The sequence below is a fragment of the Atrimonas thermophila genome, assembly GCF_045864955.1.
GTDB classification, from domain to species: domain Bacteria; phylum Atribacterota; class Atribacteria; order Atribacterales; family Thermatribacteraceae; genus Thermatribacter; species Thermatribacter velox.
The window spans coordinates 1,094,210-1,118,116 of sequence record NZ_AP028803.1; the positions used below are offsets into that span (position 1 = coordinate 1,094,210).

The 23,907-nt window shown below is 45.0% G+C and carries 25 protein-coding genes, 5 tRNA genes and 1 riboswitch; of the genes, 5 read left to right on the forward strand and 25 right to left on the reverse strand.

The window, feature by feature from the left end:
• From thrS to ACKTT1_RS05775, 12 genes are all read right to left on the reverse strand, one after another.
• Complete coding sequence (gene thrS, locus ACKTT1_RS05720; RefSeq protein WP_412710490.1) at positions 1 to 1,827, reverse strand: threonine--tRNA ligase; 1,827 nt, start codon at positions 1,825 to 1,827, stop codon at positions 1 to 3.
• A gap of 76 nt (positions 1,828 to 1,903) precedes the next feature.
• A tRNA-Val gene (locus ACKTT1_RS05725) sits at positions 1,904 to 1,978 on the reverse strand.
• Positions 1,979 to 1,992: 14 nt separating this feature from the next.
• Positions 1,993 to 2,068: transfer RNA gene (locus ACKTT1_RS05730), tRNA-Cys, on the reverse strand.
• A gap of 2 nt (positions 2,069 to 2,070) precedes the next feature.
• Positions 2,071 to 2,145 (reverse strand) — tRNA-Gly (locus ACKTT1_RS05735).
• 8 nt (positions 2,146 to 2,153) lie between these two features.
• A tRNA-Phe gene (locus ACKTT1_RS05740) sits at positions 2,154 to 2,229 on the reverse strand.
• A 9-nt stretch (positions 2,230 to 2,238) separates the two neighbouring features.
• A tRNA-Asp gene (locus ACKTT1_RS05745) sits at positions 2,239 to 2,317 on the reverse strand.
• Between the two features lie 89 nt (positions 2,318 to 2,406).
• Positions 2,407 to 3,264 carry a biotin/lipoate A/B protein ligase family protein gene (locus ACKTT1_RS05750; RefSeq protein ID WP_412710491.1) on the reverse strand — a complete coding sequence of 286 codons (858 nt, stop codon included), beginning with the start codon at positions 3,262 to 3,264 and terminating at the stop codon, positions 2,407 to 2,409.
• On the reverse strand, positions 3,200 to 3,580 hold the full coding sequence (gene gcvH / locus ACKTT1_RS05755; RefSeq protein WP_412710492.1) for a glycine cleavage system protein GcvH: 381 nt from the start codon (positions 3,578 to 3,580) through the stop codon (positions 3,200 to 3,202). Before gcvH ends, ACKTT1_RS05750 begins: the two co-directional genes overlap by 65 nt.
• A complete protein-coding gene (locus tag ACKTT1_RS05760) occupies positions 3,577 to 4,695 on the reverse strand; it encodes an aminomethyltransferase family protein (protein WP_412710493.1) in 1,119 nt (372 codons plus the stop codon). The genes gcvH and ACKTT1_RS05760 overlap by 4 nt, the downstream gene beginning before the upstream one ends.
• A 12-nt stretch (positions 4,696 to 4,707) precedes the next feature.
• Positions 4,708 to 6,099: a dihydrolipoyl dehydrogenase gene (gene lpdA / locus ACKTT1_RS05765; protein WP_412710494.1), complete on the reverse strand. Its 1,392-nt coding sequence runs from the start codon at positions 6,097 to 6,099 to the stop codon at positions 4,708 to 4,710.
• Between the two features lie 4 nt (positions 6,100 to 6,103).
• Positions 6,104 to 7,516, reverse strand: a complete 1,413-nt coding sequence (gltA, locus tag ACKTT1_RS05770) for an NADPH-dependent glutamate synthase (RefSeq protein ID WP_412710496.1) — start codon at positions 7,514 to 7,516, stop codon at positions 6,104 to 6,106.
• Positions 7,506 to 8,357, reverse strand: coding sequence for a sulfide/dihydroorotate dehydrogenase-like FAD/NAD-binding protein (locus tag ACKTT1_RS05775; protein WP_412710497.1), 852 nt, complete (start codon positions 8,355 to 8,357; stop codon positions 7,506 to 7,508). Before ACKTT1_RS05775 ends, gltA begins: the two co-directional genes overlap by 11 nt.
• Before the next feature lie 116 nt (positions 8,358 to 8,473).
• On the opposite strand from ACKTT1_RS05775, the gene ACKTT1_RS05780 reads away from it, so the two are divergent.
• A complete protein-coding gene (locus tag ACKTT1_RS05780; protein WP_412710498.1) occupies positions 8,474 to 9,454 on the forward strand; it encodes a glycosidase in 981 nt (326 codons plus the stop codon).
• Positions 9,455 to 9,462: 8 nt separating this feature from the next.
• On the opposite strand, the gene ACKTT1_RS05785 is transcribed toward ACKTT1_RS05780, so the two are convergent.
• From ACKTT1_RS05785 to ACKTT1_RS05805, 5 genes are all read right to left on the reverse strand, one after another.
• Positions 9,463 to 9,801: a DUF190 domain-containing protein gene (locus ACKTT1_RS05785; RefSeq protein WP_412710499.1), complete on the reverse strand. Its 339-nt coding sequence runs from the start codon at positions 9,799 to 9,801 to the stop codon at positions 9,463 to 9,465.
• Positions 9,802 to 9,804: 3 nt separating this feature from the next.
• Positions 9,805 to 10,188, reverse strand: coding sequence for a fluoride efflux transporter CrcB (gene crcB, locus ACKTT1_RS05790; protein ID WP_412710500.1), 384 nt, complete (start codon positions 10,186 to 10,188; stop codon positions 9,805 to 9,807).
• Entirely contained in the window at positions 10,185 to 10,814 is a 630-nt protein-coding gene (locus ACKTT1_RS05795) for a DUF6062 family protein (protein ID WP_412710501.1), read from the reverse strand. The genes crcB and ACKTT1_RS05795 overlap by 4 nt, the downstream gene beginning before the upstream one ends.
• 61 nt (positions 10,815 to 10,875) lie before the next feature.
• A riboswitch (Fluoride riboswitch) is annotated at positions 10,876 to 10,937 on the reverse strand.
• A 15-nt stretch (positions 10,938 to 10,952) separates the two neighbouring features.
• The gene (locus ACKTT1_RS05800; RefSeq protein ID WP_412710502.1) at positions 10,953 to 11,612 is read right to left on the reverse strand and encodes a TenA family protein; all 660 of its coding nucleotides are present in this window, start codon (positions 11,610 to 11,612) and stop codon (positions 10,953 to 10,955) included.
• 14 nt (positions 11,613 to 11,626) lie between these two features.
• The gene (locus ACKTT1_RS05805; protein ID WP_369019224.1) at positions 11,627 to 12,127 is read right to left on the reverse strand and encodes a ribonuclease H-like YkuK family protein; all 501 of its coding nucleotides are present in this window, start codon (positions 12,125 to 12,127) and stop codon (positions 11,627 to 11,629) included.
• Between the two features lie 123 nt (positions 12,128 to 12,250).
• Here ACKTT1_RS05805 and dut point away from each other — a divergent pair, with 123 nt between their 5' ends.
• Together dut and glgP are read left to right on the forward strand one after the other, a co-directional pair.
• Positions 12,251 to 12,685 (forward strand): dUTP diphosphatase, encoded by a 435-nt coding sequence (dut, locus tag ACKTT1_RS05810; protein ID WP_412710503.1) that lies wholly within the window; start codon positions 12,251 to 12,253, stop codon positions 12,683 to 12,685.
• 9 nt (positions 12,686 to 12,694) lie between these two features.
• Positions 12,695 to 14,425 (forward strand): alpha-glucan family phosphorylase, encoded by a 1,731-nt coding sequence (glgP, locus tag ACKTT1_RS05815; protein ID WP_412710504.1) that lies wholly within the window; start codon positions 12,695 to 12,697, stop codon positions 14,423 to 14,425.
• A gap of 130 nt (positions 14,426 to 14,555) precedes the next feature.
• On the opposite strand, the gene ACKTT1_RS05820 is transcribed toward glgP, so the two are convergent.
• Complete coding sequence (locus ACKTT1_RS05820) at positions 14,556 to 14,759, reverse strand: cold-shock protein (protein ID WP_369019222.1); 204 nt, start codon at positions 14,757 to 14,759, stop codon at positions 14,556 to 14,558.
• A gap of 224 nt (positions 14,760 to 14,983) precedes the next feature.
• Between ACKTT1_RS05820 and ACKTT1_RS05825 the strand changes: the two genes are divergently transcribed.
• Positions 14,984 to 15,742: a hypothetical protein gene (locus ACKTT1_RS05825; RefSeq protein WP_412710505.1), complete on the forward strand. Its 759-nt coding sequence runs from the start codon at positions 14,984 to 14,986 to the stop codon at positions 15,740 to 15,742.
• A gap of 47 nt (positions 15,743 to 15,789) precedes the next feature.
• Here the strand turns inward: ACKTT1_RS05825 and asnS are convergent, their stop codons facing one another.
• From asnS to ACKTT1_RS05860, 7 genes are all read right to left on the reverse strand, one after another.
• A complete protein-coding gene (gene asnS / locus ACKTT1_RS05830) occupies positions 15,790 to 17,067 on the reverse strand; it encodes an asparagine--tRNA ligase (RefSeq protein ID WP_412710558.1) in 1,278 nt (425 codons plus the stop codon).
• Between the two features lie 41 nt (positions 17,068 to 17,108).
• Positions 17,109 to 17,870: a creatininase family protein gene (locus ACKTT1_RS05835; protein WP_412710506.1), complete on the reverse strand. Its 762-nt coding sequence runs from the start codon at positions 17,868 to 17,870 to the stop codon at positions 17,109 to 17,111.
• A 12-nt stretch (positions 17,871 to 17,882) separates the two neighbouring features.
• A complete protein-coding gene (locus ACKTT1_RS05840) occupies positions 17,883 to 18,866 on the reverse strand; it encodes a branched-chain amino acid ABC transporter permease (RefSeq protein ID WP_412710507.1) in 984 nt (327 codons plus the stop codon).
• On the reverse strand, positions 18,863 to 19,762 hold the full coding sequence (locus ACKTT1_RS05845) for a branched-chain amino acid ABC transporter permease (RefSeq protein ID WP_412710508.1): 900 nt from the start codon (positions 19,760 to 19,762) through the stop codon (positions 18,863 to 18,865). The genes ACKTT1_RS05840 and ACKTT1_RS05845 overlap by 4 nt, the downstream gene beginning before the upstream one ends.
• 5 nt (positions 19,763 to 19,767) lie before the next feature.
• Positions 19,768 to 20,478, reverse strand: a complete 711-nt coding sequence (locus ACKTT1_RS05850) for an ABC transporter ATP-binding protein (RefSeq protein ID WP_412710509.1) — start codon at positions 20,476 to 20,478, stop codon at positions 19,768 to 19,770.
• Positions 20,465 to 21,244, reverse strand: a complete 780-nt coding sequence (locus tag ACKTT1_RS05855) for an ABC transporter ATP-binding protein (protein WP_412710510.1) — start codon at positions 21,242 to 21,244, stop codon at positions 20,465 to 20,467. The genes ACKTT1_RS05850 and ACKTT1_RS05855 overlap by 14 nt, the downstream gene beginning before the upstream one ends.
• Positions 21,245 to 21,308: 64 nt before the next feature.
• A complete protein-coding gene (locus tag ACKTT1_RS05860; protein ID WP_412710511.1) occupies positions 21,309 to 22,484 on the reverse strand; it encodes an ABC transporter substrate-binding protein in 1,176 nt (391 codons plus the stop codon).
• Between the two features lie 334 nt (positions 22,485 to 22,818).
• Here ACKTT1_RS05860 and ACKTT1_RS05865 point away from each other — a divergent pair, with 334 nt between their 5' ends.
• Positions 22,819 to 23,823 carry a PstS family phosphate ABC transporter substrate-binding protein gene (locus tag ACKTT1_RS05865; RefSeq protein WP_412710512.1) on the forward strand — a complete coding sequence of 335 codons (1,005 nt, stop codon included), beginning with the start codon at positions 22,819 to 22,821 and terminating at the stop codon, positions 23,821 to 23,823.
• Positions 23,824 to 23,907 lie beyond the last annotated feature (84 nt).

The window sequence follows — 23,907 nt, forward strand, 5'->3', positions numbered from 1 at the left end:
TCACTCCACTGATTTTTTATTGATTTCTTCCTGAATATTTGCGATGAATTTTTCCAGAGTTAAACTCCCAATATCTCCCTCTTTTCTTTTCCGCACACTCACTTTTTCTTCCTGTTCCTCTTTGTCGCCCACAATCAAAATATAAGGAATTTTGCTATTTTGCGCTTTCCTTATTTTGGCCCCCAGCGTTGCATTTTCGTCGTCCAGCTCAGTTCTTATTTCCCTCTCCAGTAAAGTCGCTTTGACTTTCTGGGCGTAGGGAAGATGTCGTTCAGCTATTGGTAATATCATAACCTGCACAGGTGCCAGCCAGAGTGGGAAAGCTCCTGCAAAATGCTCAATGAGTATTCCCAGAAAACGCTCTATGCTCCCCAAAACGGTACGATGAAGCATTACAGGTCTGTGCCGGGCTCCATCTTTTCCTATGTAAGAGAGGTCAAACTTTTCAGGCATTGAAAAGTCGAGCTGGATGGTACCGCATTGCCAGCGGCGTCCCAGACTATCACGCAAATGGAAGTCAATTTTAGGCCCGTAAAAAGCGCCTTCTCCTTCGTTGACGCGGTAAGGAAGATTGAGTTCTTTAAGGGCCTCTTCCAGGGAGGAAGTGGCCAGTTCCCACATTTCGTCAGAACCCATTGCTTTTTCAGGACGGGTGCTCAGTTCTACTTCGTAGTCAAAGTTAAAAAGTCGATAGAAGAAGTCGGCGAGTCTTATCACTCCTATGATTTCGTCTTTAACCTGGTGGGGCTCCATATAAATGTGTGCATCATCTTGGGTAAAGCAGCGGACGCGCATAAGGCCGTGCAAAACTCCAGATAGTTCGTGTCTGTGCACCAGACCAAGTTCTGCAATACGAAGAGGGAGTTCTTTGTAACTGCGTAAGCGGGTCTGGTAGACAAGAATGCCTCCAGGGCAGTTCATAGGTTTTATAGCAAATTCCCGGTTTTCAATCTGAGTAAAATACATATTTTCCCGATAATGTTCCCAGTGTCCAGAGCGCTCCCAGAGCTTTCTATCCAACATGATAGGAGTTCTAATTTCCTGGTAGCCTCGCTTCAGGTGCTCTTTACGCCAGAAATCTATCAAAGTATTTATGATAATCATGCCTTTGGGATGAAAGAACGGAAAACCTGGGCCTTCTTCGTGAAGGCTGAAAAGATCCAGTTCTTTTCCCAAGCGCCTATGGTCTCTTTTTCGAGCTTCTTCCAGGCGCTCTAAATATGCTTGCAGCTCTTCCTTGCTCTCGAAAGAAATCCCATAGATTCGCTGGAGCATAGGGTTCTCGGCTTTTCCTTTCCAGTAGGCTCCTGCAACGCTCAAAAGCGCAAATGCCTTTATAAAACCTGTGGAAGGCACGTGAGGCCCTCGACAGAGGTCTACAAATTCTCCATTTTGATATATGCTCACTCGTTGTTCAGGTATCTCTTCAAGGATTTCTAATTTGTATTTTTCTCCTCGCTTTTCAAAAATATCTCTTGCTTCTTTTTTGCTCACCTCTTTACGTACAAAGGGCAAATTTTCTTTAATGATTTTTTTCATTTCTTTTTCTATAGCTTTAAGCGCTGTTTCCTCAATTCCTCCCGGGATGTCGAAATCATAATAGAAACCTTCTTCAATTGCTGGTCCAACACCCAACTTGGCTTCCGGGTACAATCTTTTTACCGCCTGAGCCATAATGTGGGCAGTGCTGTGCCAATAGATTTTTTTACCTTCCGGATCATCAAAGTAGATGTACCGCTCCACCGCGTCGTTTCCCTTAGTAAGGTTCAGGTCTATAATTTCCCCTTCTTTTGAAATAGCTGCTATCGCACGTTTTTCCTTGCTCATTGGCTTCCTCCTTGCCTGTTCTGTAAATGAAAAAAGCGCCACATCTTATGGTGGCGCCCCTTTTTATACACTTTAATGGTGGGCGACACTGGACTCGAACCAGTGACCTCTTCCGCGTCAAGGAAGCGTTCTCCCTCTGAACTAGCCGCCCACACCAGACTTTTCTGGAGGCGGCACCCGGACTCGAACCGGGGAATGAAGGATTTGCAATCCTCTGCCTTAGCCGCTTGGCTATGCCGCCACTGGAGCGGAAGACGGGATTTGAACCCGCGACCCCCACCTTGGCAAGGTGATGCTCTACCCCTGAGCTACTTCCGCTCGCTTAATGGTGCCGAGACCCAGAGTCGAACTGGGGACGCATGGATTTTCAGTCCATCGCTCTACCACCTGAGCTATCTCGGCACAAACTTCTGGCGGGGTCGACGGGATTTGAACCCGCGATCTTCAACGTGACAGGCTGACGTGTTAGGCCAGGCTACACCACGACCCCGCTCAAGACAGTTAACATTTTAGCTACTTTGCCGCTCTTTGGCAAGTGGTTGAGAAGATTTTTGTGGATTTTTCTTTGACTTTACGGGATTATCTTTCAGTGTGGTAAGGAGATAGGGGTGCATACTTGGTTTGGAAGAGCTCTTCAGCCCTTTTTTGTTCCTCTCCGCTGAGTTCTCCTCTGTACCAGGGCATCTCGAGAGTTGCTGCCAAAGTATTGAGGAATATGTTCGTGATTTCATCTTTTGCTGGCGGTTTGGAGGTCAACTCCTCGAGAGTAATTAAGTTTGACCAGAGTTCCTGTTGGATTTTTTCGCAATTTATAAAACAGCGGGCTATTTCTTCACGATTACCAGATAGGATGAATGAGCCCTGAAAAAGGACTCCTCTTTTCGCTTTTGCCTGAGCTATACCGATTATTTTCTTTCCTTTGATGGTTATCTCGTGTGCAGTGTTCAGAGAAAAACAATAAGGTGAGGCAAAGTAGTTTTTAGAATTATTCTCTGCATCAGGAAACAAACCTATTTTCTGCAGAGTCTTTACCCACGCTTCTTTTAGGGAGCAGTAGAGAACAAGGGGGTTTAGGGTTTCCTTAGGAAGTGGAAGGTACAGACTGAAGGTTATCTCGTTGTCGTGTAGTATAGCTCTTCCTCCAGTAGGACGCCTAACCAAGGGAATCTTCTTTTTCTCAAGGTAAGAAAGGTTTAGGCTGTCCGTTCTCTGGAAACGCCCTATTGAGAGGGTTGGTTCTGCCCATGAGAAAAGCCGCAAAGTGGGAGGGACAGCCTGTTCTATTGTTTCTCCCAGGCTAAGCAAAGCTTCATCCTGGGCCATGTTCCAGAAGCCAGAATTTTTGCCATCAAATATAACTCTTAAAATTAGGTCAGTTTTCCTGGATAAATTTTTTGTACTGGTCTGCAGTGAGTAGTTCACCCAGTTCTTTTTCATCTTCGATTTTGATTTTGGCTATCCATCCCTCGTAAGGTTTTTGGTTGATGGTTTCGGGCTTCTCTTCTAAGGTGCCATTCACTTCCATTATTTCTCCAGAAACAGGAGCATAGAGATTAGACACACTTTTAACCGATTCTACGCTGCCCATTTTTTGCCCCTTTTTAAATTTCTGACCGCGAGAGGGAAGTTCTATGAAGACCACGTCACCCAGCTCACTTTGGGCGTAATCGGTGATGCCACAGGTTACCACATCCCCTTCTCTTTTAACCCAGATATGGTCTTTGGTGTAAAGCAAACCTTCTGGAATGTTCATTTCTCATTCTCCTTTCTCGGAAAAGATGTAATGAAGGGAATATCTACTATCCTGCCTTTTATTTTACCACCCGGAGCTGAGATAATCAGCTCTTCCCCAGGGGAATAACTTTGTTGGTCCAGAAAGCCAAGCCCCAGGATTTTCCTAAACATAAAAGAATAGTTGCCACTGGTAATGTAGCCACAGGGTAGATTCTGGGAACTGTATACAGGATAGCCATAACGGGGTATTTTTCTCCCCTCAATAATTTCTATACCTACCAGCTGTTTTTTGGGTCCGATTTTCCGCTCAAGGTACAGGGAACTTTTGCCTATAAAGTCTTCTTTTCCCCATTCTATAAGATATTCCTTTTTGAGCTCAAGTGGGGTTACCGTTTCGTCGATTTCCTGCCCGTGAAGTGGCAATGAGGCTTCAAAGCGTAAAAGATCCCGAACTCCAAAACCACAGGGACAACCTCCCTGTTCAGTAATCTGCCTAAGCAGAGTTTCCCAGATGTTTCCGTTGTCTATCCCCTGATGCCATATTTCAAAACCGTCTTCGTAAGAAAAAGCACTTCGCATGATCATCAGGCTGTGGTTGGATGCTGCAAGCTTTTTCCACCCGAAACGGGGCAAGGAGTCCAGATTTTCAGAAAAAACTCTTTTCACGACTTCCCGGCTTTTTGGCCCCTGTATGGAAAAAAGGAGACTTCCTTCAGTATGATCTTCAACTTCTATGTCAAAATGATGTTGATTTGCAATATAACTTGTCCATAGAAAAAATTTCTCTCGAGCTCCAGCATTGGTGAATATCAAAAACTTTCGATCTTCGATTTTGTAGATTAAAGACATATCAATAATGCCGCCTCTTATGTTTAAAAAGAAACTCACCTTACCTCGTGGGGAGACTTTTTCTGGAAAGTGGCGGGTTGAAATAAACTCCATAAAAGCTTCCGCATCTTTACCTTGAACTATGAATTTGCCCAGATGGGAAATGTCGAAAAGGCCACAGTTGTTTTTGCAGGTGAAATATTCTTCGCGAATGCTCTTGTAGAAAAGAGGCACTTCCCAGCTTGCAAATCCCCCCATTCTTGCGCCGATTTCAAGATGTTTGTGGGCCAGCGGGAGCTTTCTCAAGAGATACCTCCTTCAGGAAAAGTGCAGTGGAACTCCAAAAACGGCTTCTGCTGCTTCCATGGTTGCCTCAGGAAGGGTGGGATGTGCGTGAATAGTTTCGGCAATCTCCTGGGGAGTACATTCCAGAGCCATGGCTAACGTGGCTTCTGCAATAAGAGAAGACGCTTGCGGGCCAATGATATGTATTCCGAGTATTTCTTTGGTTTTTTTACAGGCGATGATCTTGACAAAACCCTCACTCTCGCCCTCAATAAGCGCTTTTCCACAGCCTCGAAAGGGGAATTTGCCGATACTCACATCAAAGCCTTTCTGGATGGCTTCTTCCTCGGAGAGGCCCACTGAAGCAACCTCGGGTGAACAAAAAACACAATTGGGTACGGCTCGGTAATCCATGTATTTTTTTTCACCCAACAGGTTAGCCACGGCTACTTCAGCTTCTTTATAGGCAACATGGGCCAGCATGTGTCTTCCGTTTATATCTCCTATTGCATAGATGTTGGGTACATTGGTGCGCATGGTTGAATCAGTTTTGGGAATGCCGTTTTCGACCTGTATCCCGGTAGATTCAACGTTCAACCCTTCTAAAAGGGGCTTTCTGCCTGTTGCTACGAGAACCAGGTCGCCCTGTACTTCTTTTTCCTGGCCTTCTTTCTCAAAAGTAACCTTAAGACTCTTTGCTACTTTTTGAATCGCTTTAACTCTGGCTTCAAGGTGGATTTTCATGCCTCTTTTTTCGACCATTTCGGTAAGCAAAGCAGTCACTTCGCTATCAACCGGAGGCAGTATCTTGGGCATCATTTCAATCACTTCTACTTGGACACCAAAAGTGTTAAAAATACATGCTAATTCCATGCCAATAACCCCTCCACCAATGACTACAAGCCTTTCGGGTAAGGAGGGTAAAGATAGTGCTTCTTCGCTGTCGATTACTCCTTCAAGTTCTAATCCCCTAACAGGTGGTAGAGCAGTCTTGGAACCCGAAGCCAGAAAGATAAACCTCGCTTTCAATACTTCCTTGCTCTCATCCGCCTTGGTAACTTCAATCTGGTTACCATCCACAAAACGAGCTACTCCCTGAATAACTTCTGCTCCAGCTTTGCGCAAGAGAAAACCTACTCCACCTGTTAGTCTTTTTACTATCTGGTTTTTCCTTTTGAGGACCTGGTTCCAATCCAGACCCTCATAACTTGCCTTAACCCCAAACTGAGCAGCGTTTTGCACAAGATGCAGCACTTCTTGAGCCTTAAATAAAGCCTTAGTGGGTATACAACCCCGATTGAGGCAAGTGCCCCCTAACTCTCTTTTTTCTATTAACGCTACTTTTAACCCTCTTTGTGCCGCACGTATGGCTCCCGCATATCCAGCTGGACCGCCACCAATCACTAAAAGGTCAAACTCACGCATGTTTTTACCTCCACTGTGGAAATTTATTGGGATCTTTCAGGTAAAGATCTATAGAACGGGCTGCACGCTTGCCTGCACCCATTGCCGAAATGACAGTAGCCGCACCGGTGACGATGTCTCCCCCTGCAAAAACCCCTGGCAAAGAAGTTGCCCCAGTTTGGGGATCAGCAGCAATGTATCCCTTTTTATTGAGGGTAAGTCCCTTTATGGTTTCAAGTAGTAAAGGATTGGGTCCCTGGCCTATGGCTACTACTACTGTGTCTATGGGAATTACAAATTCGGAACCGGGGATAGGCACTGGTCTTCTTCTTCCTGATTCATCCGGTTCTCCCAGCTCCATCTGAATACATTCTATTCCGGTGACCCAACCATTATCATTGCCTATAAATCTCACCGGGTTGGTTAAAATTATACAATTTACACCTTCCTCTTCGGCTCTTTCCACTTCTTCTACTCGAGCTGGCATTTCTTTCTTGGTTCTGCGGTATACCAGGCATACTTCTTCTGCTCCGAGCCTCAAAGCACAGCGTGCTGCATCCATAGCCACGTTTCCTCCCCCGATGACTGCCACTCTTCTGCCTATTTTGACTGGAGTATCAAATTCTGGAAAAAGGTAAGCTTTCATCAAGTTTGTTCTGGTCAAAAACTCGTTGGCTGAATATATACCATTGAGATTTTCGCCTGGAATGTTAAGAAAATAAGGTAGTCCGGCCCCAGTACCAATAAAGAAAGCCTCATACCCTTCTTCTTTCAAATCGTCGATAGTTAGAGTTTTTCCAACTACGCAGCTCAGCTCTATTTCCACCCCAAGAGAGCGCACATAGTCGACTTCCTGAGCAACGATGCTCTTAGGCAAGCGGAACTCGGGTATTCCGTAAACCAGAACTCCACCTGGTGCATGTAGAGCTTCAAAAATGGTAACCCGATAGCCCATCTTTGCGAGGTCTCCCGCACAAGTCAAGCCGGCAGGACCTGAACCGATAACAGCTACACGATGTCCATTCCAGGAAGGAACCGAGGGTGGTTGGATACCTTTTTCACGTTCATAATCAGCTACAAAACGCTCTAAATAACCGATGGCAATGGGTTGTCCTTTCTTGCCAAGAACACATTTTTCTTCGCACTGGGTTTCCTGAGGACATACTCTTCCGCAAATGGCTGGCAAGCTGTTTTTTTCCTTGATTTTGGCAATTGCGGCTTCAAAGCGTCCTTCGGCAACCAGTTTGAGAAAACCAGGAATGTCTATTTCCACAGGGCAACCCTGCACGCACTGTGGCTTCTTGCACTGTAGGCAACGTTTTGCTTCTTCAACCGCTGCCCATTCGGGTAATCCGAGAGGCACTTCTTCAAAGTCTTTTATGCGCTCCTTTGGAGGGCGCTGAGGCATTTTGGGACGACCAGAAAGTCTATTCTGCATAGTGTGCTTCCTCCTTTGCTCTGGTTGCCAGATACTTTTCTAAAGCGCGTTTTTCTTCTTCGAGGTAAATCCTTTGACGAGACAGAAGCTCGTCAAAATCAACAGCATGCCCATCAAAGATAGGTCCGTCGACACAGGTAAACTTGCACTGTCCATTTACACTAACTCGGCAGCAACCGCACATTCCGGTTCCATCAACCATTATGGGATTTAAACTGACCAGAGTAGGCACTCCATGTTTTTTGGTCAACAAACTGGTCATCTTCATCATCATAACTGGGCCAACGGCTATTACCAGGTCTACTTTTTCTTGTTCAAGAACTCTTTCCAGAACGGTGGTTACAAATCCCTTTTCTCCATAGCTACCGTCATCGGTGGTTACGTAGAGCTTATCGCTTACCTCCCGCATTTTATCTTCCCAGAAAAGCATACTTGCCGTTCTGGCACCTATTATAGAAGTTACCTTGTTACCAGCCTCTTTGAGAGCTCTGGCTTTGGGAAAAGTAGGGGCGATGCCCACACCTCCTCCCACACAAACTACATGACCAAAGTTTTTCTCTTCCATTTCTTTGCCCAGCGGACCTACAAAGTCCAGTATGGTATCGCCTGCTTCCATTTCGCCAAGCATCATGGTGGTTTTGCCTACCTCTTGAAAAATAATGGTTACCGTACCCTTTTTCGGATCAAAGTCTGCAATGGTCAGAGGTATTCGCTCTCCCTGGTCATTGATTCTAAGGATAACAAACTGGCCAGCTTTCGCCTTTCTGGCTACGCGCGGAGCATCAATTACCATTAATTTAATCTCTGGGGTCAGTACTTGTTTCTCAAGTATTTTGAACACCTGTCTACCTCCCTTTTAGCGAACATAGCTGGATAAAGCCAGTAAAATTATACTATAATAAATCTACTTGTCATTTCTAAAAACAGAAATCTACCAAACTGCTATGCTTGAAGGTGATGGCTTTGGTGAATCATAATTTTTTGGGGCTTAATAACTTTGTTAGGCGTTATGAAGGGAACCCAATCTTATCTCCGGATGGCTGGCCCTACCCAGCTAATGCCACTTTCAACCCGGGAGCAACGCTTTTCAGGGGCGAGACCCTGCTTCTGGTGCGGGTTGAAGATTGTCGGGGTTTCTCGCATCTCACTCTTGCTCGGAGTAAAGACGGAATAAAAGATTGGGAAATTGATACCGAACCTGCTCTTTATCCGGAGGCCCACATTAACGAGGAGCAATGGGGGCTGGAAGACCCAAGAATCACATGGCTTGAGGAAGAAGAAAGGTATGCAGTTACCTACGTTTCTTTCAGTAGGGGTGGCCCCGTGGTTTCTCTGGCACTCACTGAAGATTTCAAAAACTTTGTCAAACATGGTTCGCTTCTTCCTCCTGAAGATAAGGATGCCTGCCTTTTTCCACGCAGGTTTAAAACCGATCATGGAAAGCGCTATGCACTTATACATCGCCCCATCATCAGGGGGGAAGCACATATCTGGATTTCTTTTTCTCCTGACCTTAAACACTGGGGTGATCATCAAATACTGATACCCACTCGTCCTGGGTGGTGGGATCATACCCGAGTAGGACTTGGCCCTCAACCCATTGAAACTCCCTGGGGTTGGTTGATTTTTTATCATGGAGTGCGGCAAACTGCTTCGGGAAGCCTTTATCGAGTCGGAGCAGCTCTACTCGACCTTGAAGACCCCACTCAGGTTATATGCAGGACTGACGAGTGGATTATGAGCCCTAAAGAAAGCTTTGAATGGCTGGGAGATGTTCCTGGAGTTGTGTTTCCAACCGGGGCAATTGTCGATGAAGAAAATGACCAAATACGCCTTTACTATGGTGCTGCGGATCGATACACTGGTCTTGCTTTTCTCCCCTACCGAGAATTTATCCAGTATCTGGAGGAAAAGTGCAAAAAGAAAGCCGGAAGTTAATTATGAGCTTAAACATTGCTTCCGTAAAAATAAATAGTAACCCTTTCTTCGGTGATTAACCCCTCCTTGACTACCTTGTCCAGGAGGGGTTTGATTTGGGCTATTTTTTCCTCAGTATCCACCACTTCAATGATCACTGGAAGGTCTGAGGAAAGCCTGAGTACCGACGTAGTTTGTATATGATAGCTTTTCTTTCCAAATCCTGCTATGCCTCGCAACACGGTAGCTCCAGCCAGCTTGAGTTTCTTGAATTCCTGAAGCAGATACTGGTAAGTTGGCTTACCATCGTATTTATCGGATTCACCAATGAAGATGCGCAGCAGGATAGCTCTCTCTTCCTTTCTCATGATTTACCTCCATAAAAGGTTTGTTACTATTTTACCCAAGAAGATTGAGAAAAAAGCTGTTCCGAATCCACCCCCTGAATTTAAAAAGAAATAAAGGTACTCTTTTTCTTCGAACAATCGGAATGATTCATATGCGAAGGTCGAAAACGTGGTAAAAGAACCCAAAAAACCTATACTAAGGAAGACCCGAAATTCACGGCTGAGCATTCCACTTGCCTCCGCTGTGTACATGATTATACTTAGCAAAAAGCTTCCAATGAGATTTACCAACCAAGTTCCCAAGGGAAAAAAGGAGAAAGATATTAGACTTTGGAACCAGCCGCTCAGGAGAAAGCGCGCTACTGCACCAATTGCTCCACCTGTGGCAATTAGTATCAAGTCATTCATAAAATTTTTCCTCCTCGAAGAGTTTTACTAAGAGGTTTGGAAGCAAAGAATTCCAGAAGATACTGCCAGGATTCTTTTTCAAATTCAGAAAAAGGGAGATAGTTTTTTTGATAATCGAATTTCTCTATAAAAGAACTAACAAGTTTTAGCACTTCATGCAGTGCTTTTTCAGAGAAGCTGTGTATTTCAATGGAAGTTTTTTCTTCCGGCGGCAAAAGACGGGAGTGTTTCCTGCAAAGGAAGGTATACTTTCCCCATTGCTTTTTCCACTCTGACCAGTGTTTTGTGAGAGCTTTGCACAGTTTCTTTTCCATTTCTTGATCCCTGACACAAAGGCGACACTTTATGTTACCGAAATCTGGTAACTCACCTTGAAGGTGATGTATCAACAAATCTCTGAAGAGGATGGCAATACCAAGAACCGAAGGACGTTCCTCGAAAACCAGATGCAGGTGATCAGCACATAAGCCGCCATCTCTTATTAGCTGGGTTCGCAGCTCGGGATCGTTTACCATTTCCCAAAAAATGCTGTCAAGATATTTTTGATCCTGTTCTCGTAAAAGATGACATAAAGGACATCCAGGTTTGTTGAGATATTCTCTCAGTCTGGAATCGAGGTAATTCATTTTGGGTCTCCTTTCTGAATACATTTAAAATTTCGGGCTATAAACAAAAACTCCTGTACCTTTAGGTACAGGAGTCATCAGTCTGGATGGCGCTTAAGGGGGGACTCCATCCCCGCTTTTTGAGTTAATATTGATGATTCAGAATTTAAACGTCAGCTTCCCACAATTATAACTTTCTTCCCAAAAAAGCCATTCCAGCTCAATAGCTCGCTTAAAAACGTTTTTTGCTTCCAGCTTTTCTTTATCTTTCGCCTCCAGGGTTTCCTTTTCAAACCAGCGGCACAGCTCTTCGACCAGTCCTTGATAGGGTCCTCCCGCATAGCTTTCCAACCAGGTTTTGTAAAGCTCCGGTATGCCGGGTAAGGCTTTTTTCAGATAATAGGTACCGATTTCAAGGTAACTCACAAAGCAAGGGAGCATTGAAGCAATGATTATAAAAGGGCTTTTTTTGAAGGCGACCTGCATCAAGAAATCTCCATACCATGAAGCCACTTTCCCTTTCGGTGATTTGCCGAATTCGCTTTCTTTTTCCAACAACTTGTGCATCATTAGCTCGCCGTCTACCGTTTCTTTAAGAAGTTTTATCGCAAAGCGCTTGAGGTCTTTATCGTCAGCTTTTACTACCAGCATTCCTACTGCAGAAAGAAGGTCTTCCAAGTAGTAATCGTCCTGGTTCAAGTAGTAGAAGAAGCACTTTTGGGGAAGCGTTCCCTGGGCAAGGTCTTTTAAAAAGGGATGTTCTTTAAGTGCATTCCATTCTTTGGCGAATTCTTTCTTAAGCTGTTCCAGAAAAAACATCGGGTTTCTTCCTCTCAAGTATGGCGGTGTGCAACACGTGAAGCCCCGAAGGATTCTGGCTTCACACGAGCAATGAAGCCAAAACTTTCGATCATGCCCACCAGCTCGCGAATAAGGTGTCGGGTGGGACCATTGTTACCCACGTCCACATGAATTTCTATCTTGTAATCTGAAAGTTCATCCTGAAACAGATTGTTAAAAATTTGCAGGAACTGTTGTGAAACTTCCAGTGAGAGCATGGCTTCGGCGTATATTTTCTCTCTTATGCTTCGGGTTCCTCTGCGAAAAGTTTTTCTCCAGAAATATCGACCACCGAACCCTATCCTGTGGATAATCAAAGCTGTTACGAAAGCCTGAATGGAAGAGCCTTCCCGGTGCTCACGGGAATCAGTCCCGATTATAAGGCGATAGGAAACATCGGGGTCTTCCCGCATGAACGATATAATCGAATTAACTACTTCCTCAAAAGACAGTCTTCCTTGAGTAGGGCTATTAAAATACAGTATTTTTCCCATAGTCAGGTAATCTTCAATTCTTTTTATTATTCTAACTCAAATAGCGTTTATGCAACAAGCTTTGCCAAGCTTGACAAAAAAGTTTTCTCAGGATAAATTCTGTTAGTAAAAATGGAGGTTAAGATGAAGAAAGAGGTCGTTATACGCTTCAAAAGACTTGCTCAGGATGTCGTTTTACCACGTTTTGCATATCCTGATGATGCTTGTTTTGATATTTTCAGTCCTGAAGACGTGGTTATCCTTCCTGGAGGCAGCGCTGTAATAGACCTCAAAATAGCTTCTGAGTTCCCGCCGGGTTATGAGGTAGTTCTTCGCCCTCGGAGTGGCATGGGTATCAAGCACGGTATTGTTATCCATCCTGGTACCATTGACTCTGGTTACAGGGGAAGCTGGTTTGTCAGGCTGTTTAATTTAGGAGATGACCCCTATCAGATTAAGAAGGGAGATAGAATAGCTCAGGGTGCGCTGCGTGAGGTGCCACGAGTGATCATAGTTGAAGCTCAGGTTTTGTCTTCTTCTCTGAGAGGAATAGGCGGGCTTGGCTCAACAGGAAGGTGAGGAAATCTTATGGAAATTCTTAACTATTTGAAGGAAGAAGAAATCATTGCTTATTTCTCCATGGAAATAGCTCTTTTCAAAGAAATACCAACCTATAGTGGAGGTTTGGGTGTTCTTGCTGGAGACACAGTGCGTTCTGCTGCTGACCTCTCCTTGCCTTTTGTGGCGATTACTCTCCTTCACCGTAAGGGCTATTTTCGTCAGGAACTTACTCCAGACGGTAATCAAATAGAACATCCTGTCGTCTGGGATGTTGAACGTTTGTTAACCCCTCTCCCACAGAAAGTCAGGGTTACCATCGAAGGGCGAGAAGTTGTGGTTGGTGCCTGGGTTTATGTGTGGAGGAGCGTCACCGGTGGTAAGGTACCAGTAATTTTTCTCGATACCGATTTGCCAGAAAATGCAGAAGGTGACAGGACCATAACCCATTATCTTTATGGAGGTGACAGGCGTTATCGACTCAAGCAGGAAATCGTTCTGGGCATTGGTGGTGTGAGAATGCTTAAGGCACTGGAGCTTTCGGTGCGCAAGTACCACATCAACGAGGGCCACGCTGCCTTGCTTGCTCTGGAACTTCTAAGGGGCGAAGTGAGCTGTCAAAAAGAAGAAAAAGCATGCTTACGAGAGGTAAGGAATCTCTGCGTTTTTACCACTCATACTCCAGTTGAAGCTGGACACGACAGATTTTCCTATGACCTGGTTCGAGAAGTCCTTGGCGAACCATTGTCCATTGACTTGCTTAAAAAGTTGGGTGGTAAAGACGAGCTTAACATGACTCTTTTAGCTTTGAATCTCAGTGGTTATGTCAATGGTGTAGCCAAAAGACATAGTGAGGTTTCTCGCAACATGTTTCCTGGTTATGTGATTCACTCCATAACCAACGGTGTGCACACTTTTACCTGGACTTCACCAGCTTTCCGGGAACTCTACGACCGCTACATTCCGGGATGGGCGCACGAACCTGAACTTCTGGCTCGTGTAGACGTAATTCCTGATGAGCTTTTGTGGAGGGCTCACCAGAGAGAAAAGAAAAGTCTTATTGACCTGGTCTATGAGAAAACCGGGATACTCATGGAGGAAGAAGTTTTCACTGTAGGTTTTGCAAGAAGAATGACGGCTTACAAGCGTCCTACCTTCATTTTTGCAGATCGAGAAAGACTCATCAGGATCGTTGAAAGGCAACCTTTTCAAGTAATTTTTGCGGGTAAAGCACATCCCCAGGACTGGGAAGGCAAACGGCTTATTCAGGAAATTTTTAAGCAAGCAAAGGAATTGCATCCTCATCTTAAAATCGCTTTTCTGGAGGATTATGATCTTGAAATTGCCAAAAAAATGGTTTCTGGGGTGGATCTCTGGTTGAACACACCCCAGAAACCATTTGAGGCTTCGGGAACCAGTGGTATGAAAGCAGCTCACAATGGTGTTCTCCATTTCAGCGTTCTGGATGGATGGTGGATTGAAGGTTGTCTTGAAGGTATAACTGGCTGGTCCATTGGTTCTCTGCCTGACGAAAAGACTGATAACGAAGCTCGGAGAGAAGTTGAAGATTTTTATGGAAAGCTTGAATATGCCATCTTACCTGTTTTCTATAATCATCGGGAGCACTGGATACGATTGATGAAAAACGCTATCGGCAAGTTGGCTCCTTATTTTAACAGCCACCGCATGATGAAACGTTACCTGAGTGAAGCCTATTTTCACCAGCCGGCTCTTTTTACCATGAACAACCAGCATGTATAGTTGCTGGTAAAAAGGTGAATTTTGCAAAAAGTTTTTTGAAGGCAGGATTTAGTGTTGTAACAAAAACCCGGGCTTTGGGATGCCCGGGTTTTTTTATCACTCGTTTTTAATTTGTAACACGCTTTTCTTCTTAACTCAGCTTACGAACCTTTACTGCCTGAGGACCTTTGGTCCCTTGCTGGACTTCGAATTCAACCAGCTGGTCTTGTTCGAGAGTTTTGAAACCGCTTCCTTCAATAGCAGAATAGTGGACGAAAACGTCTCCGCCTTCGTCGGATTCGATGAACCCGTAACCCTTCTGGGCATTAAACCATTTGACCTTACCTGTTGCCATTGAAATACAAACCTCCTGAAATATTAAAAGTTACAGCTTGCGCAAGCTTGCACTAAGAGTAGCACTTTCAATGGGGTTTGTCAACTGGAAAAGACTTTTCCAAGCATAGATTTTCTTTTTACTCTCAAAGGGCTTTAGAAGCGTTTTATAGCCTATGGAGGCTTGCTTCTTAAGGTGTAAAGGAGTAAAATAAAATCATCGAATCTCAAAAGGGGGAAAGACTTATGAAAAGAATATTAGTTTTTGCTTTTCTGGCCGCGTTTCTGGCTTTGCTTGCGGGGTGTGCTCCTTCGGGAACTACCACTCCGCCTACTCCTAATCAGACCCAGGCACCTCAGCTAATCACTGTGAACGATGGAGTGAGAAATCTGCAAAGTGGTGATTCCATACAGAGTGGCATCACGGTTACTTTCACCGGAAGTGGGCCGGCCAATGCCATCATAAGAATATACCTAAATGGAACACTCCTTGATAGCACTACCACCGACGATGCAGGAAGCTTTACCTGGGCCTGGACCAGTGGAACTACTGAAGGTACTTTTACTTTTGGCTTCACGGCAGAAGCAGGGGGACTTTCTGAAAGCACCCAGACTCAGTTCCAGATTGTAGTAGATATAACTCCGCCTTATCTCCTTTCTTGCTCTGCCAAAGCGGACACCCCCTTAGGGGATGCACCGACCATTACAGTTCAGTTTAACGAGCCGGTTACCGTAGGCGATGTCAACCTTTTTGAAACACCCACTTTTTGGAATGTGGGTTGCACGGTATGTCCTGGTAGCTCAGTCTTTAATGTAACCCAGGTTACACTGGGAGCTGATAATCAAACGGTGACTTTAACCGGTAACTGGATGAGCGACCAGTTGGTTGCCGGTGACCAGATAGTGGTAATTTTTATCTATAACCCCCTGATGAATATCCAGGATGCAGCCGGTAATCAATTTAGCACGATTGCAAGTCTTCCAGCCTGTACAGTTACTCCTTAGGTAAAAGTGGGTATAACTGCTTTGGCCCGGATGGGCCAAAGCAGTTTTTAGGGATAAAGCCGGTAAATCTGGCGGGGGAAGGGGATTGCTTCACGGATGTGATGAATGCCGCATATCCAGGCCACAGTCCGCTCCACTCCTAAGCCAAAACCTGAATGGGGACAACTCCCGAACCGTCGCAAGTCCAAATACCAGTCAAATACTTCTTCGGGAAGATGGTGTTCTTTAATACGCTCTTTAAGCAAATTAAGGTCGTGGATGCGCTCACTCCCACCGATTATTTCGCCATAGCCCTCAGGAGCTATCAGGTCGTCGTTGAGGACCAGTTCTGGGTTTTCAGGGTCAGGCTGCATATAAAAGGCTTTCACCTTTTTGGGGTAATGGTGAATAAATACTGGACGGTCAAATTCTTCGGAAATGGCTGTTTCTTCGTCGCCTCCAAAGTCATTTCCCCACTCAATCCGAAAACCTTTTCTATTAAGTATGCGTAAAGCTTCGTCATAAGAGATACGGGGAAAAGGAGGAACGACTCGCTCCAGGGGCTTTAAATCTCTTTCCAGAACTTCCAGTTCACGTGGACATTTCTCAAGCACCGTTTGCACCACAAAAGAAACAAATTCCTCCTGCAGTTCCATGTTGTCTTCCCAGTTGTAAAAGGCCACTTCCGGTTCTACCATCCAGAATTCCGTAAGGTGTCTGCGGGTTTTGGATTTTTCAGCTCGAAAAGTGGGAGCAAGACAGTACACCTTACCAAAAGCCATGCAAGCTGCTTCCATATAAAGCTGCCCACTCTGTGAGAGGTAAGCTTTCCCCAGGTCAAAGTAGTCCAGGGCAAAAAGTGTGGTGGTTCCTTCACAAGCTGCAGGAGTAAGAATGGGTGGGTCAATGAGGGTAAACCCTCGTTCCTGAAAGAAGTGGTGAATAGCCATTATGACCTGGTTGCGAACACGTAGAATGGCATTTTGTTTGCGCGAACGTAGCCAGAGGTGTCGATTTTCCATCAGAAATTCTATGGAATGTTCCTTTTTCTGGATGGGATAGTCCTCGGCTTCAGAGATAATTTCTACCTTTTCGAGTTCCAGTTCGTAGCCCCCGATGGCTCTTTTTTCTTCCTTTACTCTACCCTGGACTATCAGGGAAGACTCAAGAGGTATACGCTTCAGGTTTTTAACCTCTTCGCTGTCGAAGTGCTCACCTGCAAAGGCAGTGGCTTGTAGGAAACCAGTACCATCGCGTAAAATCAGGAAAGCAATTTTCCCGCTGGAGCGCTTATTGGCAAGCCATCCTCGGATTTCCACTTTTTTACCCACATACTGAGGTAACATCTCAATAGATACCCAGGGAACCTCCACCACTGTTGCCTCCTTTATATCTTTTTCTTCAAGCCATATCTCCAGCCTTCTCTGTCCATCTCTCTGATGAAAGAGACCACATAGCTAACCAGGGCTTCAAACATTTTCTGACCCTTCTCGACAGTGGCTTTTGTGGGATCTCCTGTTGCCCCGTAGGGGGTTAGTTCGTTAAATTTCCATTTGATATCTGGTCCCTCGGGTAACTCAGGTACCACACCCCTTGCGTTTTCCATACGACAGAATTGTGGGTATAGAAAGAGCATGATGGAGCTTTCGCCTTCTCCGGCATGCCCCAAACCATCCCAGACTTCAAAGGTATCCTTGGGAAGCAGTTCGCCAGCTTTTACCCACCAGGCGTCCAGAACAGCAATTACTGCGTCAGGATGTTTAACTTTGATGGTCCGTGATGCAACTTCAAGAGGTGCAATGTTTCCATCGTGCCCGTTGAGAATTATGATTCTGTTTATGCCTTGCTCAATAGTGGAAGTAAGAACGTCCTTGAGTACTTCAATCAGGGTTTCCGGGCGCAGAGTGAGCGTAAACGGAAAATCCTGGTAATGAAAACTGACCCCATAAGGAATAGGTGGAAGCACCAGCATTCCCTCTACCCTTTTGGCAACTTCCATTGCTAAAGCCTGAGCTACCAGGGTGTCAGTTCCAAAGGGCAAGTGGAAGCCATGGTTTTCAGCGGAACCCACGGCCAGAATGGCTTTGTCAAAGCGATTTTCTTTGAAATCTGAGTAATTCATTTCAGGATGAAAAACTTTTTTTTCCATGGTGGAACCCCCTCATCTTTTCAATCTTTTTCCCATGATCCCTTCGGGTTTCCAGAGCATTATCACTATGAGAAGAATTGCGTAAACCAGTTCGATAAAACCGTAGAGCTTAAAGTGTTCTTCGACAGGCTTGAGTGCATAGCGCAATGCAATGAGAGAAGCAGCGCCTACCACAGGACCACTCATAGTGCCCATGCCCCCAATAATCAACATAACCACTATTTGAAAGGTGAGAAAGAAAGAGAATTCAAAAGGCCGAATCGCTTTGGTAAAGTGAGCGTAAAGTCCTCCTGCTACTCCAGCAAAAAAAGCGCCAATTACAAAGGAAAGGAGTTTGTATTTCATGGGATAGATACCGAGGACTTGGGCAGCTACCTCGTCCTCCCGGATGGCAATCATCGCTCTTCCGAAGCGGGAGTTAACAACACGCCACACGACATAAATGGTTACAAGCAGCCACAGATAGGTCCAGTAAATGTTGGTATAAGACGGTATGGCATTAATACCCATGGATCCCCTGGTGATACCTCGGAGGGTTTTAGCCAAGGTAACCACAATTACCATAAATCCAAGAGAAGCTACCGAGAGGTAGTGCCCTCTTAAGCGCAGAACAGGAGCACCTATCAAAATGGCACAAAAGGAAGCCATGAGCCCACCAGCAATGAGTGCAGGCAGAAAGGGCCAGGCAGCCTCGGGACCACCAAGCAAAGAAGGCAATAAAGGTAGTTCATAAGCCTTGCGCAAAGTAAGAGGAAAAGTGAGGAGGGTCGATGTGTAGGCTCCAACAGCCATAAAGGCTGCATGCCCAAGCGAAAAAAGACCAGTATAGCCATTTGTAAGATTCAGACTCACCGTAGCGATGGAATAAATGCCAATCAGAATTACTATGTGCAGGATATAGCGGTTTAAAAGCCTGGTAGCACCAAAAAGGGCTAAAAAAAGCAACAGCCCACCAACGATGAACCAGATCTCAGTTGGAACCTTTTTTTTCTTCATGCTCTTACCTCTTCTTTTATTCCCATTATGCCAGAGGGACGTACCAGCAGAACCATAATAAGTATGGCGAAAACGATGGCATCCCGATACTCAGCGAAAGTGGTTGGTAAAAAGGCGATGGAAAGTATCTCGGCAAGACCCAGAATGAATCCTCCCAGCATTGCTCCAGGAATACTGCCTACTCCACCAACCACGACTGCCACGAAAGCCTTAACTCCAGTTAGAAAACCCATATCGTATGATATCTGCCCATACTTGGCACCCCACATAAAACCAGTGAAGGCGGCTATTGCCGACCCAATGAGAAATGCAATGGAAATAACTTTGTTAATCTCAATACCCATTATTTCAGCCACTTCAAGGTTTTCGCTGGTTGCTCGCATAGCGATGCCCATTTTACTGTATTTCACAAAAAATTGAAAAAGTGACATAATGAGAATCGAAGCAACGATAATAAAAATATCGATGGTGCGAAAGGTGAGATAAGAAGTACGGTGGAGAGTCACCAGGTATTGGGGTACTTTGAATGCATAGGGTTGAGGTGAGACTAACATTTTCATGAAATTCTCTATAAAGGTATAAAAACCGAGAGAAGTAATTAACAAAGCGACTTCGGGTCCTCCTCGAAGTTTCCTGTATGCCACAGTATCAAGCACTATGCCCATTACGCCTCCAAAACCCAGAAGCAAAAAAACGGTAGCAACAAAAGGAAGACCTGCTTTAAAGAAAACAAAGTAGAAAAAGAATGCTCCCAGTGTGATCAGGGCTCCATGGGCAAAGTTTATCAACCTCAAAATGCCATATACTACAGTCATTCCAAGAGCAAGCAGTGCGTAAATACATCCCAATATAACCCCGTTCATGCTTTGCTGTGCCAGATAACCAATCGAAAACATGGTGTTTATCCTCCCAGATAAACTCGTCTTACATCTTCAAGCGACTCAATTTCTTCCGGGGGTCCTTCCATCTTCACCTCTCCCGTCTCGAGAACATAAACGTAGTCAGAGACTTTAATGGCCATAACAGCGTTCTGTTCCACAAGGAGAATAGTCACTCCCTTTTTGCGAATTTCTTGAATGAGCTCATAAAGTTCCTTGACCACCAGTGGAGCAAGACCCAGCGAAGGTTCATCAAGTAGCATCAACTGGGGACGAGACATCAACCCCCTGCCCAGGGCAAGCATTTGCTGTTCTCCACCGCTTAGGGTTCCAGCAATCTGGTTTTCACGCTCTTTGAGACGAGGAAAGAGGTTATAGACCATCTCAAGGTCTTTCTGAATTTCTGCTTCATTCTGGCGGTGGTAGGCACCGATAAGTAGATTTTCTTTTACCGAGAGTCGATTAAAAATACCCCGTCCTTCAGGCACCAAACATATTCCCTTGCGTACCCTCCAGGGGGTGGGTTTACTGGTTATTTCTTCTCCCTGATAGAAAATCTGTCCCTGGAAAGGCTTCAAAACGCCCACAACACTCTTCAAAGTCGTTGTTTTTCCTGCTCCATTTGCTCCAATTAACGACACAATTTGCCCCTGCTTCACCTTTAAATTTATCCTCTGGATGGCAGGAATGACTCCGTACTTTACCCCTACGTTTTTGAGTTCAAGCAACGACATCACCAGCCCCAAGATAAGCTTCGATTACTTTCGGGTTTTTCTGAATTTCAGAAGGTGGACCCACCGCAATTACCGAGCCATAATCCAGAACTTGTATAGTCTCAGCAAGTCCCATTACAAACGGCATACGATGTTCCACAATGATCATCGTTAAGTCAAGCTCTTCTTTAATTTTCTTAATAGTCAGCGCTAACTCTTCGGCTTCCTGAGTGTTCATGCCCGCCGAAGGTTCGTCGAGCAGGAGCACTTCTGGGTCGGTCATAAGTGCTCTGGCAATATCCAGTTTTCTCTGCAAGCCATAGGGAAGATTAGAAGCGATTTCGTTGCGCTGTGCCTGCATGTCAAAAAGCTCCAGTATGGTTTCCACTCGCTCAAGAGTTTTTCTCTCTTCACTATAAAGGCGAGGCAAACTGAGCAGGGTGTGGATAAAGCTGTAGGAGGTGTGAATGTGTGCAGCAACTTTAAGGTTCTCTTCCACAGTTAAACTGGGAAAGAGACGAAGATTTTGAAAAGTGCGGGTTAACCCCATTGAAGCGATGGTGTCAGGACGAGTATGGGTAATATCTTTCCCTTTAAACAGGATTTTACCTTTATCCGGTTTCAAAACACCGCTTATGAGGTTAAATATGGTTGTTTTACCGGCACCATTGGGTCCGATAAGGCCAAACACTGCTCCTTTTGGTAATTCAAGCTCATAACCACTTACGGCTGTTATTCCTCCAAAATGTTTCCATAAGTTTTCTACTTTCAGTATTAGTTGGTCCATCGTTTCACCTTTGTTAGCAACCGGAAGGGGATACCCATCCCTTCCGGTTGCTTTAATAGTAGACTTATTTGGCTATTTTGGGATCCGGGAGATACTTGGGAGTTACCTGCTTTATGGTTACAAACTTCCCATTTTGTACTTCTATCACTGCCACTGATTTGTTCGGAACCTGGCTTCCCTCCTCGTAAGAAATAACTCCTGATACACCTTTGAAGCCTTTGATCTGGGCTAAGCCTTCCGGAATTTTGGCAGGGTCGTCAGTGCCTACAATTTCAATGGCTTTCGCAAGAACTTTCATCGCATCGTAGCCCAGTGCTGCGAAGGCATTCTCAGGGGGATTGCCGAACATTGCTTCATAGTTCTTTTTGAACTCCTGAATCAGGGGATCAGGATCTTCCAAAGACATGTGGGTAGCGAAAATGACGCCTTCGGCGTATTCGCCACCAGTTTCTACCAGAAGAGGTGTATCAAAGCCGTCTTCACCAAAAATAGGTATGGTTACACCGCCTTCACGAAGTTGCTTGGCTATTAGACCGCAGTTGGAAGGAATGGCTCCTACGTATACAAAGTCAACTTCTCCCCGGTCTTGATATTCTTTCAACCGGGCTACCATGCCTGAAAAATCAGTCCAGCTGGTTTCAAAGTAGTCTTCGTAAACCACCTCTCCACCATAGTTTTTCAGGGCATCTGCGAAGTAGGCACAAACGGCTACCGAAAAATCAACAGCGGTATCTACCCAGATTGCCCCTCGCTTGAGGCCCAGGTCTTCGACCGCGTATTCCGCTATAGCAGCGGCTTGAGCATTGTCTCCAAAACAGGCCAGCCAGGCTCCTGTACGCTCAGGAATACGGGGGTGAGTTGCACCAGGAGTTATGAACGGAACACCATATTCACGAGCAAGGGGTGCTGCAATATTAACCCAGTGGGTGTCGCAGTATCCAATGAGTGCCGAAACTTGTTCGTTTTCAATTAATCTGATTACTGCAGCAACGGTTTCTCCCTCATCTGCTTTGGTGTCCACCACTTTGAGTTCAATTGGTCTTCCCAAAACTCCTCCTTGCTTATTGATTTCTTCAGCAGCAAGTTTTACTCCATTGAGAGCCGGTGTGTCAATGGAAGCCCAGGGGCCAGTTAACCCCATCACTACCCCTATTTTTATAGGCTCCTGTGCGTAGGCGAGTGCAGAGAGCAGAAAGGCGAACAAAAAGCAGGTTACAAAAATTAACCCAAATTTTCTCATTACACAAACCCCCCTTATACAATAGTTTTCAATTTTATACCATTCTAAAGACAGCAATGCAAGCTAAAGTAGGTTTTTCAAACTCTTTTGTAAACTTTTTGTTGCCATTCCTTGTGCGCGAAAGATTAAGAAAACTTTACACTCATTTTAAAAAGCTTTAATCTTACTTCTGTATACTCCCTCTCGAAACAAAGAGACAAAAAGAGAAAGGGGGGAGGAAATTTGGGCAGAGGTTTCAAGGTCCAAGCAGTGATCAGAGCGTCTGTTTGAAGTGTGTTTTATTGGGAAACAAACTCTTACCTTTCAAAAAAGACAAGAAAGAGGTGTCTGAAAAATGAAGAGGTTTTTCCTGGTCTTGACCTTATTACTGTCAGCATTTTTAAGTTTGCAGGTAGCAACTGCTGCGGACAAGATTGTCAGCATAGATGGTTCCAGCACTATTTACCCCATCACCGAAGCGGTGGCGGAGGAATTTCAGATGGAGAATCGCAATATTAAAGTGGTAGTAGGCATTTCTGGAACCGGTGGTGGCTTCAAGAGGTTCTGTCGAGGTGAAATCGACATTAACGATGCTTCTCGGCCCATTAAGGCTTCCGAGATAGAGCTTTGCAAAGAAAACGGCATTGAATACATCGAGTTGCCTATAGCATTTGATGGAATAGCTGTAGTGGTTAATCCGGGGAACGATTGGGTGGACTACCTTACGGTTGAAGAATTGAAGAAGATCTGGGAACCCGAGGCCCAGGGCAAAGTCCTTTATTGGAGTGATATAAGGCCAGAATGGCCAAAAGGTAAAATAACTTTGTTTGGTCCTGGCGTAGACTCGGGTACTTTTGACTATTTCACTGAAGCCATAGTTGGAGAAGCTGGAGCATCCAGAGGAGATTTTATTGCCAGTGAAGACGATAACGTTCTGGTACAGGGAGTTTCCAGAGATAAATACGCCCTGGGTTACTTTGGTTTCGCCTATTATTTGGAGAACCAGGATGTCCTAAAAGTGGTGCCTATTGATGATGGAGTCGCCGAAAATGGAGAAGGACCAATTGAACCCACTTTTGAGACCATCAGTAAAGGTTTGTATCAACCACTTTCCAGACCTCTGTTTATTTACGTCAACAAAGCGAGCGCTGACCGCGAAGAGGTTCGAAAATTTGTGCGTTTCTATCTTGAGAATGCCAAATGGCTGGTTGAAGAAATAGGTTATGTAGCCCTTCCCGATAGCGTTTATGAGCTTGCTCTAAAGAGATTTGAAGAGCGCAAAACTGGCACTGTTTTCGGTAGTCAAGGAGCGAAAGTAGGAGTTTCAATTGAGGAGCTTCTGCAGATGGAAGGAGAATAATCTCTGACTTTGGTTGACAGATGAAAACCGGAGTGGCTACAATTTAAAGAAAGTTGTTTTCGGTAGACTACCTAAATGCCAGGA